The organism is Breznakiella homolactica (assembly GCF_016616095.2).
Taxonomy (GTDB): domain Bacteria; phylum Spirochaetota; class Spirochaetia; order Treponematales; family Breznakiellaceae; genus Breznakiella; species Breznakiella homolactica.
Map to the genome: position 1 here is coordinate 2,975,126 of NZ_CP067089.2, position 16,937 is coordinate 2,992,062.

Genomic DNA, 16,937 nt, shown 5'->3' on the forward strand with positions numbered 1-16,937 from the left:
CCTTATTCGGATTGGGAAGCGAATCCCGAGATTGCCGAATATACGCTCCGGGCATCCCGGTATGAGGACACCGTGGCGTTCCACTGCGCCTCATCCTGACATACGACGACCCGGCCGTGGATAAGGCAGCCGTCGTCCGCCTGTATACGGCGGGTTATAATGTCGCCCAGGACAAGTCCGGTGGAAAGAATGGTAATGCGTTCGCTGGCCAGGATATTGCCCTGTACAACACCGCCGATGGTTACGTTGGTACCGCTGATATCACTCTTCATTCTGGCGTTTTCGCCAACCACCACCCGGCCGGCGGCCTTAAGGTCGCCCCGGAGGCTTCCGTCCACCCGGACAAATCCGGGGGCCGTTATATCTCCATTAACGGAAGTACCGGGTCCTATGATTGTGTTGATTATGAGTTCAGTATGATTAACCCGGGCCATAGATCGGATTACCGGGTGCCTGTGCGTGCCAGACTGGAACGGATATTGAGGTACTTAAGGGGGTCAACCACATCGGATCCGATGTGCACTTCGTAATGAAGATGCGGTCCCGTGGACAGCCCCGTATTGCCGATATACCCGATCACCTGGCCCTGCTGGACCCGCTGTCCCCGGTATACCCGGGATTCGCGGAGGTGAGCGTACCGGGTATAAAACCCGTGTTTATGTTTGATTATGACGTAGTTTCCAAACCCGTTGGCATCGTATTCCACGGTAACGACCTGTCCGTCCGCGGTTGCGATAACCGGATCGCCCTGGCGGTAGGTGGAAAGGTCTATACCTTTATGGATGTACCACAGGCCCGTAAAGGGATTCTCGTTCTGCCCGAAAAACATTGAAATATGGCCGATGCCGCCCTTGATGGGCCACATGCTGGGAATATCCGTAAGCAGGGCGCTCTGGGAATCCAGGAGACTCCCTATTTCCTTTACCGGATCAACGGCGGATGAAAGATATCCCGCCAGACGGCGGACATCGTCAACTTCCCTGAGAGAACCTTCGGCGCTTTCCTTTATATCAAAGAAAGACGATAAGTCCCCGGAAAAGGAAGCGTTCTGGGCATCCGCCACGCTTCTGTCTATACCCAAGGTGGAAAGGGTGGACGCCAGAGCAGCCTCAAATCCCCTGGCCGCCCTGAGGAGCCGGGATGTCTCATCCCTGAGCTCATCGAGATTCGCCTGGGTTTGCCGGAGCTTTCCGTCTTTTTCCAGAAGGGTACCCTGGGTACCGCTGTATTCGGCGCCGTACCAGATAAACGCGCCGACGATTCCTACAAACAAAAAAACCACGCACAGCATGGAAAAAACCGTGACGTGCATGTTATATACTTTTTTCTCGGAGTGGGGGACCAGCATCACGGTGTAACGCCGTCCGAAGAGCCTGAAAATTCCCTTAAAGAAAGAAGCGATTCCCTTTCCAACAGCGGCAGCCATATTTTTAAATTTTCTGACTATGCTGTTTTCCAGTCTTTTATATTTATGGACCGATGCCACGGCCGTCTCCTTAGCAGAGGTTACTCAATAAGAATGCTACAAAAACATGGGGACAAACACCCAATTTACTATAGCAAACAAATAACCAAGATGTCAAATACATAAATCATAATAAAATACAATTCGGCTCTTTATTATCGGTACATAACTATATTTTGTTTAGTATTTTTTATTGAAAACTTCAAAAAACACGGTTTTCTTCGGAAAAAAATAAAAACTGCGGCTTTTTGGGGGAGTTTTCCCAAAAAACCGCCGCGGAGATGGGAGATTTTTTACAATTTTAACGGAAAATACCGTAATTTTTATAAAAATCAGAAAATTTCGGCTGCCGGACAGTGTTTTTTTGCTGTCCGGCGCGAATTTATTCAACTTTAAACCGGGAAACCTCCTGCACCAGCGTGTCTATATGCTCCTTGTTCTCTCCGCTGATCTCATTTACCCGGTTCACCGCAGTGTTGATCTGCTCCGCTCCGATCGCCATCTCATTCACCCCGTTGGTAATTTCCTGAGTCACCCGGCCGAGATTCTGGCTCTCATGGATCACTTCCTTGCTGCCCTGGAGCATCTCGGATGAGCCGCCCTTTACCATCTGGGTGATCTCATTCAGCTGTCCGATCGCTTCCAGGATCTGCTTACTCCCCTGGCCCTGTTCTTCCATCGCGTTCCGGATGTTTTCTTCCTGTTCGTAAACGGTTCTGACTCCGCCGTCTATGGCCTCGAATTTCAGCAGTACGCCGTCGGTAGACCGCTGGATCTTGTCTATACTTTCCTTGATCTTCTTCAGTACCACGCTGATCGTCTTTGACTGTTCCCCCGACGATTCGGCAAGCTTCCGGATTTCGTCGGCAACCACCGCGAACCCTTTCCCCGCTTCCCCGGCGTGCGCCGCCTCTATCGCGGCGTTCATCGACAGCAGATTCGTCTGGCTCGCGATATTCTCCATCACCGCGTTGATCTCCAATAGGCCTTCCGACTCACGGGAGATCTCCTGGATATCAGACGATACTTCCTGCAGTCCGCTCCGCCCGACTTCCGACGCATCCGCGAGATTTTTCATGTTATCGCCGTTCTTAACCAGGGTTTGGGTCACACTGGTAATATTCGCCAGCATTTCCTCGATCGCGCTGGAAGACTGGGCCACACTCGCCGCCTGGCTTTCTACGTGGCCATTCAGCTTGTCTATGTTCGCCACCACCTGTTCCATGGTCGAGTTCGTCTCGGTCACACTCGCGGACTGGTTCACTACCTGGCCTTTGATGCTCTGGATATTCGATGTTATCTCATTCATTGCCGCGGCGGTCTCGGTCATATTGGACGACAGTTCAGTTCCGATATCGAACAGTGTTACCGACTGCTTTTTGATCACCATTACGAGATCCTTGATCTTCTCCAGGGTTTTATTGAAGTACCGCGCCAGATCTCCGATTTCATCCTTGGAATTTAAATCGATACTTCTGGTCAGATCCCCTTCGCCTTCGGAGATATCCTTCAGCATCAAGGATACATTGACGATCGGTTTGGTGATGCTTCCGGCTACCAGGAAGATGATGACCGCCACGAGAATAACCGACGCGACGGCAATTCCGATGGTAAACATGGTCATGGCGTTAACCGGAGCCAGGACTTTGTCCATGGGAATACCAACCATGAACGACCAGGGGGTGGTCGTGTTGCCGATCGTAAAGGGAGAGGAAATCACTTCCATTAAAGTTCCCTGGGAATGGATTTCATAGGCTGCGGGTTTACCATCCCGGACCGCATCCGCCAGGGCATCATTGTAATCGCCGTTTATGTCCCGTTCGGACTCCCGCATATTTCTCCCGTTCCGGCTTCCGTCAAAATGGGCCGCCACAGTCCCGTTATTGGTGAATATGGCCGATACGCCGGTTTCGTAGGGCTTGATTCCCTCAACGGTTTCCTGGAGCGGGGTAATATTGATATTTACGCCGACGAACCCGACAATCTGGTTGTTTGCGTATATGGGCGCAAGGACTGAGACCATAAGAACCTGTTTGCCCTCGACAGTGAGAAACGTCGGATCTATGATGCGTTCTCCCTTGCTTTCCGCCAGTACGGCCTTATAGTCCGCGTAGGCCTGCCGTACAATCTGCCCGCTGGCACGGGTATAATGGGTTATGTACTGGCCCGATGAGTCCGTCCCCGGGGTATTGGCGTACTGCGCGTCCAGCCCGTCCAGCGCGTTCGGGTACCAAACAGTAAAAATACCCGTATAGTTGAGGTTCGATTCGAGGACACTCTGGAGGATATTGTCATACCGTCCCCTCCGCTCACCCTCCGGTATAGACGGAAAACTATCCATAATATTGGTAATAGTTCTGGCGGTAATAAGATACGCTTCAAACCGGCGCTGGATATCCTTGGCGTTGAGGGCCGCTATATTTTGAGCATTTTCTATGGCAGCTTCCGTCTGGAGGCTTCTCGCGCGGCTCAGAATTACCACTGAAAGTACAGCGATTATTGTAACCACCACCACTATAACAATGAGACTTAATCGTATCCGAAGTTTCATGTCACTCTCCTTTGTTCGGCTTTTTCACAGTAAAAATCTCTGAACCAGGGCTTTTTTCGTGAAAAGCCTGCCTTTAGGACTTTAATCAATCTGGAAAAGCCGTCAATGGAGAATGGAAGCAGTAAAGTATTTTATTGAAAGAAAGTACAAAAAAACAAAAAAAGCCCCGGGATCACTTCCCGGGGCTCCACTATCAGTTCACTGTTCCGTCTCGTCCTATTCCACCTTAAATCGCGATACTTCGCGTACCAAAGTGTCTATGTGTTCCTTGTTCTCTCCGCTGATCTCATTCACACGGTTCACCGCCGTGTTGATCTGGTCTGCTCCCGTCGCCATCTCATTCATCCCATTAGTGATCTCCTGCGTCACACGCCCGAGGTTCTCACTCTCATGGATCACTTCCTTGCTCCCCTGCAGCATCTCCTCGGACCCGCTCTTCACCATCTGCGTGATCTCGTTCAGCTGTCCGATCGCTTCAAGGATCTGCTTGCTCCCCTGGCCCTGTTCTTCCATCGCGTTCCGGATGTTTTCTTCCTGTTCGGCTACCGTCCGTACGCCGCCGTCTATCGCCTCAAACCGTGTCAGCACCGTGTCCGTCGATTTCTGGATCTTGTCTATGCTTTCCTTGATCTTTTTGAGAACCACGCTGATCGTCTTTGACTGTTCTCCCGACGATTCGGCAAGCTTCCGGATCTCGTCGGCAACCACCGCGAACCCTTTCCCCGCTTCCCCGGCGTGTGCCGCCTCTATCGCGGCGTTCATCGACAGCAGATTCGTCTGGCTCGCGATATTCTCCATCACCGCGTTGATCTCCAGAAGCCCCTCCGACTCACGGGAGATTTCCTGGATATCAGACGACACTTCCTGCAGCCCGCTCCGCCCGACTTCCGACGCTTCCGCGAGTTCATGTACGTTATCCGCGTTCTTCATAAGGGTCTGGGTCACGCTGGAGATATTCGCCAGCATTTCCTCGATCGCGCTGGACGACTGCGCCACGCTCGCCGCCTGGCTTTCTACGTGACTGTTCAGCTTGTCTATGTTCGCCACCACCTGTTCCATGGTCGAGTTCGTCTCGGTCACACTCGCGGACTGGTTCACTACCTGGCCTTTGATTCCCTGTACGTTTGCCGTGATCTCGTTGATCGCCGCGGCGGTCTCGGTCATGTTCGCGGACAGTTCAGTTCCGATATCGAACAGTGTCACTGACTGGTTCTTGATAACAATGATAAGATTTTTGATCTTCTCCAGAGTCTGGTTGAAGTACCGCGCCAGGTCCCCGATTTCATCCTTGGAATTTATATCGATACTTCTGGTCAGATCCCCTTCGCCTTCGGAGATATCCTTCAGCATCAAAGATACATTAACGATCGGTTTGGTGATGCTTCCGGCTACCAGGAAGATGACGACCGCTACAATTAAAATTGAGACAACACCGATTCCGATGGCAAAGGCCATCATGGTATATACGGGTGCCAGGACCTTGTCCATGGGAATGCCCACCATGAGGGCCCAGGGGGTCGTGGTTGCGCCAACAGTGAAGGGAACCGCGATGATCTGCAGGTCCGTCCCCATCTGCGGGGAGTAAACCATATAGTCTATTTCCACACCGTCCCGGATAGCGTTAGCCACCGCGTCATTGTATTCGCCATTCATGTCCCGTTCGGACTCCCGCATCTGGCGGCCGTTCCGGCTGCCGTCAAAGTGGGCCGCCACGATCCCGCCGTTGCTGAACACCGCCGCCACACCGGTCTCATAGGGTTTGATCGCCTCAATTATGCCCTGCATAGCATCTATGTTAATGTTTACGCCCACCACACCCAGGATGGTATTGTTTTTCTCGATCGGAGCGAGGACCGTGACCATAAGAACCTGCCGGCCCTGGACGGTAAGGAATACCGGATCAAGGATGCGTTCTCCTCTGGTTTCAGCAAGTACATTCTTATAGTCCGCATAGGGCTGCAGGACTATCTGGCCGGTAGCACGGGAAAAATGGCTGATATACTGCCCGGAGGAATCCGTCCCCGGGGTATTGGCATACTGCGCGTCCAGCCCATCCAGGGCATTCGGCTGCCATGCCGTAAAAATACCCGTATAATTTGGATTTGATTCAAGGACTCCCCTGAGTGTATCGTTGTAATTGTCTCTGCGGTCTTCAACATCAATGGACTCGTAGCTGTCCATGATCTGGGAAATGACTCTGGCGGTGCTTAAATATCCCTCAAAACGGCGCTGCGTATCGCTGGCGTTGAGTTTCGCTATGTTGTGGGCGTTTTCAACGGCAGCTTCGGTCTGCAATGTCACGGACCGGCTCAGGATTATTGCTACAATTGCCGCGATAACAACAATGTTAATAATCAGTACAATAAGGCTCAGACGTATTCTCAGTTTCATTGCTACCCCCAAAGTTATAAAAAACTATACTTACTTCCGCGGCGCAGAAAAGCCCGGCCCCGGAAACAGACATTGCTGCTGACTGATAATTAATTGAACGATTTTTATATAACTTTTTTGGCGAGACAATAAAATACTATGGTACAAGGACTATTAATAAAACTCACTATAGTGCAAAAACAGCAAAAGAGCAAAATAAATTTGAGAATGTCAATAACAAATTATCTTGATTAAGATTTCTGTATTAATAAAGTACAAAAAAATAAAAAAAGCCCCGGGATCACTTCCCGGGGCTCCACTATCAGTTCACTGTTCCGTCTCGTCCTATTCCACCTTAAACCGCGATACTTCGCGTACCAAAGTGTCTATGTGTTCCTTGTTCTCTCCGCTGATCTCATTCACACGGTTCACCGCTGTGTTGATCTGGTCCGCTCCGGTCGCCATCTCGTTCATTCCGTTCGTGATCTCCTGCGTCACACGCCCGAGGTTCTCACTCTCATGGATCACTTCCTTGCTCCCCTGCAGCATCTCCTCGGACCCGCTCTTCACCATCTGCGTGATCTCGTTCAGCTGTCCGATCGCTTCAAGGATCTGCTTGCTCCCCTGGCCCTGTTCTTCCATCGCGTTCCGGATGTTTTCTTCCTGTTCGGCCACCGTCCGTACGCCGCCGTCTATCGCCTCAAACCGTGTCAGCACCGTGTCCGTCGATTTCTGAATCTTGTCTATGCTTTCCTTGATCTTCTTCAGCACCACGCTGATCGTCTTCGACTGTTCTCCCGACGATTCGGCAAGCTTCCGGATCTCGTCAGCAACCACCGCGAACCCTTTCCCCGCTTCCCCGGCGTGTGCCGCCTCTATCGCGGCGTTCATCGACAGCAGATTCGTCTGGCTCGCGATATTCTCCATCACCGCGTTGATCTCCAGAAGCCCTTCCGACTCACGGGAGATTTCCTGGATGTCTGACGACACTTCCTGCAGTCCGCTGCGTCCGACTTCCGACGCCTCGGACAGTTCTTTCACATTATCCATATTTTTTACCAGCGTCTGGGTCACACTGGAGATATTCGCCAGCATTTCCTCGATCGCGCTGGAAGACTGGGCCACGCTCGCCGCCTGGCTTTCCACGTGATTGTTCAGCTTGTCTATGTTCGCCACCACCTGTTCCATAGTCGAGTTCGTCTCCGTCACGCTCGCCGACTGGTTCACCACCTGGCCTTTGATTCCCTGAATATTCGCCGTGATCTCGTTGATCGCCGCGGCGGTTTCGGTCATGTTGGACGACAGTTCCGTTCCGATATCGAACAGTGTCACCGACTGGTTTTTGATCACGACGATCAGATCCCTGATCTTTCCCAGGGTCTGGTTGAAATAACCCGCCATTTCCCCGATTTCATCCTTGGAATGGATATCCAGAGTCTTGGTCAGATCTCCCTCTCCTTCGGCTATATCCTTGAGCATCACGGACATATTAACGATAGGCTTCATGGTTCCGTTGATTATCAGGTAGATCACAAACATGAGCACAAGAATGGAGACCACGCCCACAATCATAGTAAACTGCGTAATCGCCCGGACCGGGGCGTTTACCTGGTCCATGGGAATGCCCACCATGAGGGCCCAGGGAGTCGTGGTATTTCCCACGATAAAGGGGACCGCGATGATCCTGAGGTCCGTTCCCATCTGCTCCGAATAGACCGAATAGCTGACTTCCACTCCGTCCCGGATGGAATCGGCTACGGAATCATTGTGTTCACCGTTCAGGTCACGTTCGGTTTCCCGCATGTTTTTTCCGTTCCTGGTCCCGTCAAAATGGGCCACCACGGTCCCGTTGCTGCTGAATATCGCGGAAACACCGGTTCCGTAGGGTTTTAACGCTTCAATGGTTTGCTGCAAAGGCTCAATATTTACCGTTATTCCCACACCGCCGATAATCCTGCCGTCTTTTTCTATGGGGGACCATACATCGGTTACAAGAACCTGTTTACCCTGGATGGTCCGGAATACCGGATCAATGATCAATTCACCGTTAAGACGGTTCAGAATGCTCTGGTAATCCGTATAGGCTTTGTACTCGATCGTACCGGTGGCGTTTTCTTTGGTATACCAGGACATATAACGGCCCGAGGAATCCGTTCCCGGGGTATTGGCGTACTGCGCGTCCAGCCCGTCCAGGGCATTGGGCTGCCATACGGAGGCTATGGCCACGAAATTCGGATTCGATTCGAGCACGCTCTGCAGGATGCCGTTATAATTCCGCCGAAGTTCATCCCGGTCGAACACTTCGGTGCTGTCCATGATCTGGGCAACCGTCCGGGCGGCGTCTATGTATACCTCAAAACGCCGGGCGATGTTCTCCGAAGCCTCACCGGCTATATTATGGGCGTTTTCCATGGCGGCATCGGTCTGGAGCCCCCGGGCCCGGAGTAAAATTGTAGTTGAGATTCCGGCAACCACAATAAACATAAGCAATGTAACTATTCCGCTTATTCTGAATTTCAGCAGCATTTGCGCCTCCAAAAAATTTAATTAAGCAACAAAATTGACCATTATGGAGAAAATTCCTTTATAGAGACATACTGTATTGGTTTGTCCCGCAGATTGTTTATAACTCAACAAGGCTGTTTCGGTGCAGATTAATAGAAGAAGACAGTTATTCTGAATTATAAAAATCTACGGAATTATTTTACATTATTTTGGATAATCATCCAATACCATGGAACTATAGTTTCGCTCCGGTTTTTTTGCTGTCATGTAAACCCAATTCATACAGATCCCGGAGTTTTTTTACGCTTTTCTCCATTCTGGTGACCCCGAGATCCGAAGAAGGCCGGATAACCAGGGCGCGGCCTGCTGCTTCTTCCGCTTCCACCAGATCCAGGGCGGCGTTGTACGCGGCGACCCGCTTATTCAGGACATCCGCGAGCCGGGGATATCTGCGGTAAAACAGGCCCGCGGGAGGGTGAAGTTCGTCCTTTTTCCGGTACCCCTTAGGCTGGGTAAGGACCACCACGGTATCCCGGTACCCGTCTTCAATTGCCCTGGCCAGGGGAATGGCATCCGCGATGGCGCCGTCCAGGAGTTTTGTTCCTTTGTATTCAACCATTTTTGAAATATAGGGAATCGCCGCCGAAGCCTTCATCACCGTGAGGATATCCTCATCCTTTTCGTAATACACCGCTTCTCCGGTATTGCAGTCCGTGCAGACCGTAATAAACCGGCTCGGGGAAGCACCGAAGGTCTTAAAATCAAAGGGAACGTATTGATGGGGTATATCGCCGTAGATAAAATCCAGGCCGAATAAATTACCCGTCCGAAAGTAACTGCGGAATGACAGGTACCGGGGATCCTCACGGTAATTGACGAGAATATCGAGGTTCCGTTCCCGCTGGCGGGAGACATAGGAGCATCCCATGCCGACCCCGGCGGATACCCCGATAATATACGGGAAATCGATTCCCTGCTCCATAAAGCCGTCCAGAAGTCCGGCGGTGTAATAACCCCGCAGGCCGCCTCCTTCGAGGACGAGTCCCTTGCTGATAAGCCGGGGTTTTACATGTTCCGGGGGGACATAATTATTCACCATACCGCTGCTCCGTTTTTTATTTTATGAGGATGGTCCCGCGGAAGCATCCGGAGGATCATCCGAAAGCGCCGCTTCGGCAAAGCCATATAATTCATCAGATGAATATATTTCTTCAAGTTCCGCTGTTTCCATGCCGCGGAGATATACCAGGATAGTCCGCACCGGGAGTCCCGAAAACGCGGAAGCTGCCCGCCGGTATGTGTCCAGCTGGATCTGATGGCTCCGGGGAAACATAAAGAGATCCGTCTTAAAATCAATAATAACACAATGGCCGCTGTCTTCAAAGATGAGATCCATTTTTCCGTTTACCAGAAGCCGGGGCGATTCCGGCCGGTCCAGGGGCAGCCAGAAGGCGTATTCAGATACCCGGCGGGAAGCGGCCGCGGCCGCGGCGCCCAGGGGAGAAGCCAAAAACCGGCGGGCCGCGGTACCGGCTTCGGAAAGAAGTTCTCCCTGCTGGGATTCGGTGATTCCCGCGGACTTAAAAACAGACCGCAGTTCCCTGGTGATTTCCGGCTCGGTCCCGGCGAGGAGCCCCTCGATGGCCTCATGGCAGAGGGTTCCGAAGGCCAGGATCAAAGTTTCGGAGGAAAGGATGGGATCACAGGAAAAGACCGGCAGCGGACGGGAATAATCCGGCGGAAGGCCATGCTGTTTTTCCATGGCCGTCGGATTCGTAGCGTATTTCCGTATTGGTTCTTCGGGCGGCAGCGGCTGTTCATAAAACTCCCGCAGCAGGGATAGCCGGCTTTTACCGGAGACCGCGGGTTCGGCCGCCTTTCCGCGGGAGGTTCCGGTATTCCTGGCCCGCCGGGCCAACCCGCCGGCGGTTTTTCCCAGCGCGGCGATATTGGTCCTGGGAATTTCATGCATGGTACAGGCAATTACCTCTCCCCGGGCTTTGGCTGTCTCAAGACCGTGGGACAGCAGATCGAAAAAGGAATTGGTTTTTACGGTCCCGCCGCTGGTTCTGGCGGTGCAGACCAAAGCTTCCAGGCGTTCATCCCCTTCGAGATCCTCCAGGACTTTCCGGTCTTCCCGGTTGAGCCGGGGGGTTCCGAAAATAAAGAGCCGCTCCTCCGCCCGGGTGGCGGCTACGTAAAACAGCCGTTTGAGTTCCGCCAGGTCCTGTTTTTTTTCGGATTCCCTGCGGCGTTCGTAAAAATAGTTGAGCGCCGGTTTAGCCCGGCTTTCCGTCTCGGCCTTGAGATTGATCACAGGACCGAATTCAGGGTCCAGGTAATAGGGTTTCGCGTTGCGCTGGTTCGTGCCGCCCGCGCCGGCGTCCGCGATAATCAGGACCGGAAATTCCAGGCCCTTGCTTTTATGAACCGTGAGAAAGCGGACTTCGCCCCGGCTTTCTCCGGCCTCGCCGGCTTCCATTTTTTCATAGGATCCCATGAGCGGTGCCAGCTCATCCAGGAACGCCACGGCGCTGAGCTGCCGCCGGTCCGCGTCCAGGGCCAAATTTTCAAGGTATTGAAAATGGTCCAGCAGCGGAAGCGTATCGGGATTGGAGAACAGCGCGGTACGGTACCCCGTCTCGTACCACAGAAAGGCGAGCACCGGGGCAAGACCCCGGACATCGAGGATTTCCGTCAGCTCCCGGAATATCCTTTGACCCTGGCGGTACCGTTCCCGGTCGGAATCCCCGCTGAACCATGAGTCCGGCGGAGAATCGGGAAAAGGTTCGTCCGGGGATTCCAAAATAATCCGCGCAAAGGTTTCGTCCCCGATATTGACAAAGGGTGAACGCAGAACCGTGGCGTAGGCGTTCCGGTCGCCGGGATACAGGGCGAGCCGGAGGATGGCGTATATATCGTTAACCGGACCTTCGGCGTACACACCCCGGGGGTCCGCGGCGGAAAAGGGTATGCCCGCCATGCGGAAAATCCGCTCATACCCGTGCTGGTGGGTGGTACTCCGGAACAGGACCGCCACGTCACCAAAGGAAAACTCCCCGGCCTCAGCGCCCCGGATTATACGGTCCGCCGCCGCCAGGGCTTCGGCCTGGATGTATGAAACAGAATCGTCATCATCACCGTCCTCAGCGGAGGGCAGTTCCTGCACGTGGATCTCCACACGGGAACGGTCCCGATACGCGGTTCCGGCATCCGGGTCCGGGGGCGTATTTTCACTGGAAACCATTTCGCCGAAAACCGCCTCAAAGGGTTCCGTGCCCTGCCCGAAAACCCCGGGAAAAATACGGTTAAAGAAAGCCACCAGCTCCGGACGGGACCGGTAATTCGTCCGCAGCGAAAGCGCCGAAGGACATTCCCCGCCGGGAGTCCGGGTTTGCTCCAGCTCATCCGCCAGACTCCGGAATACCGAAACATCGGCGCCCCGGAACCGGTAGATTGACTGCTTTTCATCACCCACAAAAAACAGTTTGTCCGCCGCCAGATCCGCCGGTTTGGGAATACCCCGGGAACAGGAACCGTCTTTCTCGGCCAGCAGGTAGAGGAGCTGCTTCTGGAGTTCGTTGTTATCCTGGAATTCGTCGATCATGATGGCCCGGATTTCCCGCTTGTAGTAGGAACGCAGGTCCCGGTCTTCGGTCAGGACAGCCACCGCCAATTCCGCTGCGTCCCGGAAGGAAATAATCCCGGTCCGCCGTTTTACGGAAAGAAAATCCCGGGCGTACTCATCCAGGAGTTTTCCGAGGAAACGGATATCCTCCCCGAAAAGGAGGGTCGTCCCCAGGGTGACCAGCTTTTTACATCCTTCCTTCATGGGCCCGGCTATTTCCCGGAGCCGGACCAGGACTTCATTGCTGCTCCGGGAATTGGGAAGCGAAAAAGATTTTCCGCTTCCCAGGAATTCCGCCCGGTCCCGGAGATCCGTTAGGTTTGCTCCGGTCAGTTCGGCGGGCAGCGGAAAGCAGCGCGCGGCGGCCCAGGCCTTTTTAATGGTTTCCGGGCTTTTTTCGGTTTCCTCCAGGGAAAGAATTTCCCCGCAGTATCCGGCGGTTTCTTTCCATAAACGGGTAATTTCCCTGCCGATAAAAGCAAGCTGCTTCTCCGCCTGGCCGGCAAAATCCGGTTCCCGGACGAGGCTTACCGCGTTCATCCCGAAATCCGCGAAAAGGTCCCGCACAACAGAATCAAAACTCCGGGCCGCGACCAGTCTGCGCACCGCCGGCTGGTTCCGGTGGCGCATGAGCAGTTCCACCGCGGCGGCTTCGGCGGAACGGCGGAGACCCGCTTCGTCTTCGGTAAAATCCCCGGGAATCCCGAAGCGGCCGGCCCCGCCCCGGGCAATTGAGACACAGAAAGAATCCAGGGTAGAAATCCGGGCGCGGTCGAATTTAGCCAGCTGCTCCCGGGCCCGGGGATGGCCGGAGCGGCTTAGTCCCCGGTAAATCCGGGAAAGCATTTCCGCCGCGGCTTTGCGGGTAAAGGTCAGGGACAGGACCTGTTCGATCTCAAGACCCCGTTCGGTGATGAGCCGCACGAAGCGTTCCGCCAGGACCGTGGTTTTTCCCGAACCCGCTCCGGCGGATACGGCTACATTGAAGTCGGCCTCGTATGCTGCTTTCTGGTCACGGTCGAGCCGGAGTTTTTTATCCGCCGCCATCATTCACCGCCCATAAACGGAATCCGGCAGACCGAAGAGACCCGGCAGTCCGCGCAGACCCAGCGGCTGCCGGCATCCGGCACGGGATACCTGCCGCCGCCGATATGATCAAGGACCTGACTGAAAAGACGGTCCACCGCGAGGACTTCATTTTCGTATCCTTCCCGGGGAACGGGGAAAAGCAGATTGGACCGGGGAGGCGCTTCGTCATCCACCAGTTTCTGGTATTTCCGCTGGTCCAGGGAATAAAACCGGGCGGTGCGGACCTTCGGTTTGCCCCCGGATTCTGCCATCCCGATATACGCCGCCATCTGCACATTGGCGGGAACCGAATCATCACCATCGGCCGCCAGTTCCGCGGCGGCGGGGATACGGCCGGTCTTGAAATCCGTCAATACGTATGAACCGTTTTTGTCCTGGAGCAGCAGATCGGCTATTCCCGAAAGCGCAATTTCCGCGGAGGCGTAGGTTTTGCGCAGGGGAAATTCCGGGCCAAGAATGGCGCTGCGGTCGATGATTTCCGCGTCGTTATCGAGATAATCCGACAGCGCCGCGTATATCCTGTCCGTGAGCATACCGTACACCGATTCCTGAAAAGCGCCTTCCCGGGAGCGGGCGTCTTCCAGGGCCGCGGCGATTTCTTCCCGCATGATGGTTTTGTATTCCGGCAGCCGGTCAGCCAGGAAGGGATCCCCGCTGTTTTTCAGCCGGAGGAAAAACCGTTCCAGTATTGTATGGTAGAGAATACCCAAATCCCGCTGGTCAATGGTCTCTATTTCCGTCTGCTTATCCCAGATCCCGAGGCCCCGCTGGAGCATCCACGCAAAGGGGCAGCGGAGAAATTCATTGAGGTCCGTCGGGGAAAGCCGGCTTCTGCCCTCCTTTTCCGTGAGACGGGCGCCGACGGCCGACGCAAGTTCCGGGGAAAGGCAGCCGTCCTTCCGGAAATCAACCCTGTCTTTCTGCGCAGCGGCGGTCCGGAATGATTCCCAACCGCGTTTCTGGACCGATGTCGGCGGGACAGCGGTCCCGGATGCCGGTCCGCCCCTGATCAGGGTCTCCTCCAGCTCCAGAGGATCCTGTCCGTTCATACCGGAAAGATCCGGCGCGGCTTCGCCGGCGGGGAGCAGCTCGAACAGCATACGGTGGGGCAGCGCGGGGCCGGAAAAGGTCTGCCCGGAAACCGAAAATACCGTATAGGTTCCCGACACACCGTATGCCCGGATAAAGTCTCCGGACAGGTCACGGTCCCGGATACGCAGCCGCTGCCGGCGGTCCTCCCTGAGAAAGGGCGCCCCGGAACTGCGGATGGTCGCTTCGTCCTGGTTCACGTTTACGATGAAATGAACCGCCGGGGTTATGCCCGCCGCGACCCGGTAATCGTACACCGCGACCCCCCGGCGGCCGGTGCGGAACACATAGGACTGGTCCCGCAGATACGCCTGGAATACCGAATACGGGCTTGCCCCGGAACGGTTCTGCAGGGAATCCTCCAGTTCAACCAGTTCCCCGAGGCTGTCTATGGCCCGGGCAATCACCTTATCGGTTTCCTCCGCGAACCCGCTCCGGTCTATGTGGTTTTCCGAAAAATCCTGCCATTTCACCGCGAGCTGGGCAAAACTCCGGGCGTTGACCAGCTCCTGAATATCCTTTTTCAGGGTCCGGTAAAATTTCCGGATTTTCGACACCGGAAGCTGCACCGGACCTTCATTGTCCCAGAGCCGCCGGAAACTTTCCTCCCAGACATCCACGGTTTTCGTCCGGTCGGTAAAACCGGATACGCAGCGGTACCTGAGACCAAATGCGATTAGCAGATTAATGGATTCGGGGTCCTTCCATGGAATGGATTTATCCAGGAGAAGATTTTTCAGCGCCCGGAAGGACCATTTTTCCGCGGGGCAGGCGGCGATGCCCGCGAAGATTCTGCCTCCGGGATGCTGGGGGATTGGTTTTCCCCAATGGATATCCAGGGGAATATCCCGGAGCATGAATTCCAGGGAAAGCTGTTCATGGAACGAAGAAAGGCCGGCCATGGAAATTACGATGTCCTCCGGGACCAATCCCTCATGGATGAGCTGCCGGACTGTGCGGGCGAGCCAGCGGAATTCCTCCTGCATGGAGGAACAGTGCACAAAACATCCCCGGTAACCGGCGAGCAGCCGTTCCGCGGTTTCACCGCCGGAGCGGAACGGATCGGAACGGATTCCGGGAACAGCCAGCCCGGAGAGCGGAACTATCCGCACAGCCCCGTCCTGCGCCGCCGCGCGCTGGGACAATTCAGCCTCGTATTCCTCCCAGTCATCGGCCAGCTCGGGAAAAAACAGAATCCACCGGCTTTCTCCCGGATCAAAGGGCGAGCGGCCCCAGGAGGGTTCGTAAAATCCCTGGATCTCAAGGAAACGGCGGTACCGGTCCCGGATCAGAACAAGGTCCCCGAAATAGGAATCCGCGGCACGGGTTTTTTCCGGAATATCCCGGATAAGGGAATCCAGGGTTGGGAGTACTTTGGAAAGCTGGGGGACAAAGGCTTCAAAATTACGCGCGTATACGGGATTGACGAATTCACGGAGGAAAGGTCCGGCCGGGGCCTCCGCGGCGGCGTTTTCCTCAAGCAGAGCCGAGGCGAACAGTGTGCGCAGAGCCTGGTTCGCGGCTTTTTTGTCCCGGAGCCTGGCCGACAGGGTTTCCGCCTTAAAGTCGTCCCAGGCAATAAAACGCCCTTCTCCCAGGGGAATACCGCCGCGTAAGGCGGCTTCCCGGGCCAGAAACTGGGCAGGCACGGCGGAAGGAAAAACGAAGCGGGTTTCCCGGTCCGGAAGCGCGTCCAGAATATGGTCTAAAATCGAAGCCGTTTTTTTCATTATTAGGAATTATTATAGCATTTTTGAGGAGAATCGGTACAGAAGCATAGGGTAACGGATCCGGGGGTCCTGCCAGGGGACAGGCCGTATGGCGACGCGTCGGCCTACGGCCTAGAAAGTCGCTCATACGGCCTGTCCCCTGGCACCCCGCGATACCGGTAAAACACATGCTTCTGTACCGATTCTCTTTACAGGGGAACTGGCGCAATGAAGCGTCACCGCCTGCCAATGCCGCAGCAGAACAGAACCGCCCACGAAGACTAAATCCCCCTGTCAGTGCGGGAAACCGCAGTAGTAAACCATGCAGGGGCATGGAAGCATGGTGCAATAAGGTAACGCGGGGTGCCTGAGGATAAGGGTGTATGAGCGACTTTCTAGGCCGAAGGCCGACGAGGAGCCATACACCCTTATCCTCAGGCAGGACCCCCGGACCCGTTATCCCCATGCTTCCGTGCCAAGTACCGAATATACTGCGGTTTCCCCGCAGGTCTATGACAGATGGGATATAGT

General features: G+C 54.6%; 8 protein-coding genes. All 8 read right to left on the reverse strand.

Annotation, left to right across the window (positions count from 1 at the left end; genetic code table 11):
- Positions 1-2: 2 nt before the first annotated feature.
- Positions 3-434 carry a bactofilin family protein gene (locus tag JFL75_RS13440; RefSeq protein ID WP_215627186.1) on the reverse strand — a complete coding sequence of 144 codons (432 nt, stop codon included), beginning with the start codon at positions 432-434 and terminating at the stop codon, positions 3-5.
- An 8-nt stretch (positions 435-442) separates the two neighbouring features.
- Positions 443-1,486: a M23 family metallopeptidase gene (locus tag JFL75_RS13445; RefSeq protein WP_215627187.1), complete on the reverse strand. Its 1,044-nt coding sequence runs from the start codon at positions 1,484-1,486 to the stop codon at positions 443-445.
- A gap of 361 nt (positions 1,487-1,847) precedes the next feature.
- Positions 1,848-4,016 carry a methyl-accepting chemotaxis protein gene (locus JFL75_RS13450; RefSeq protein ID WP_215627188.1) on the reverse strand — a complete coding sequence of 723 codons (2,169 nt, stop codon included), beginning with the start codon at positions 4,014-4,016 and terminating at the stop codon, positions 1,848-1,850.
- Positions 4,017-4,232: 216 nt separating this feature from the next.
- Positions 4,233-6,407, reverse strand: a complete 2,175-nt coding sequence (locus JFL75_RS13455; RefSeq protein ID WP_215627189.1) for a methyl-accepting chemotaxis protein — start codon at positions 6,405-6,407, stop codon at positions 4,233-4,235.
- A 324-nt stretch (positions 6,408-6,731) separates the two neighbouring features.
- Positions 6,732-8,912, reverse strand: coding sequence for a methyl-accepting chemotaxis protein (locus JFL75_RS13460; RefSeq protein ID WP_215627190.1), 2,181 nt, complete (start codon positions 8,910-8,912; stop codon positions 6,732-6,734).
- A gap of 214 nt (positions 8,913-9,126) precedes the next feature.
- Entirely contained in the window at positions 9,127-9,990 is an 864-nt protein-coding gene (locus JFL75_RS13465; protein WP_215627191.1) for a patatin-like phospholipase family protein, read from the reverse strand.
- Between the two features lie 21 nt (positions 9,991-10,011).
- A complete protein-coding gene (locus tag JFL75_RS13470) occupies positions 10,012-13,569 on the reverse strand; it encodes a UvrD-helicase domain-containing protein (protein ID WP_215627192.1) in 3,558 nt (1,185 codons plus the stop codon).
- Complete coding sequence (locus JFL75_RS13475; protein WP_215627193.1) at positions 13,566-16,427, reverse strand: PD-(D/E)XK nuclease family protein; 2,862 nt, start codon at positions 16,425-16,427, stop codon at positions 13,566-13,568. Before JFL75_RS13475 ends, JFL75_RS13470 begins: the two co-directional genes overlap by 4 nt.
- Between the last annotated feature and the right edge of the window lie 510 nt (positions 16,428-16,937).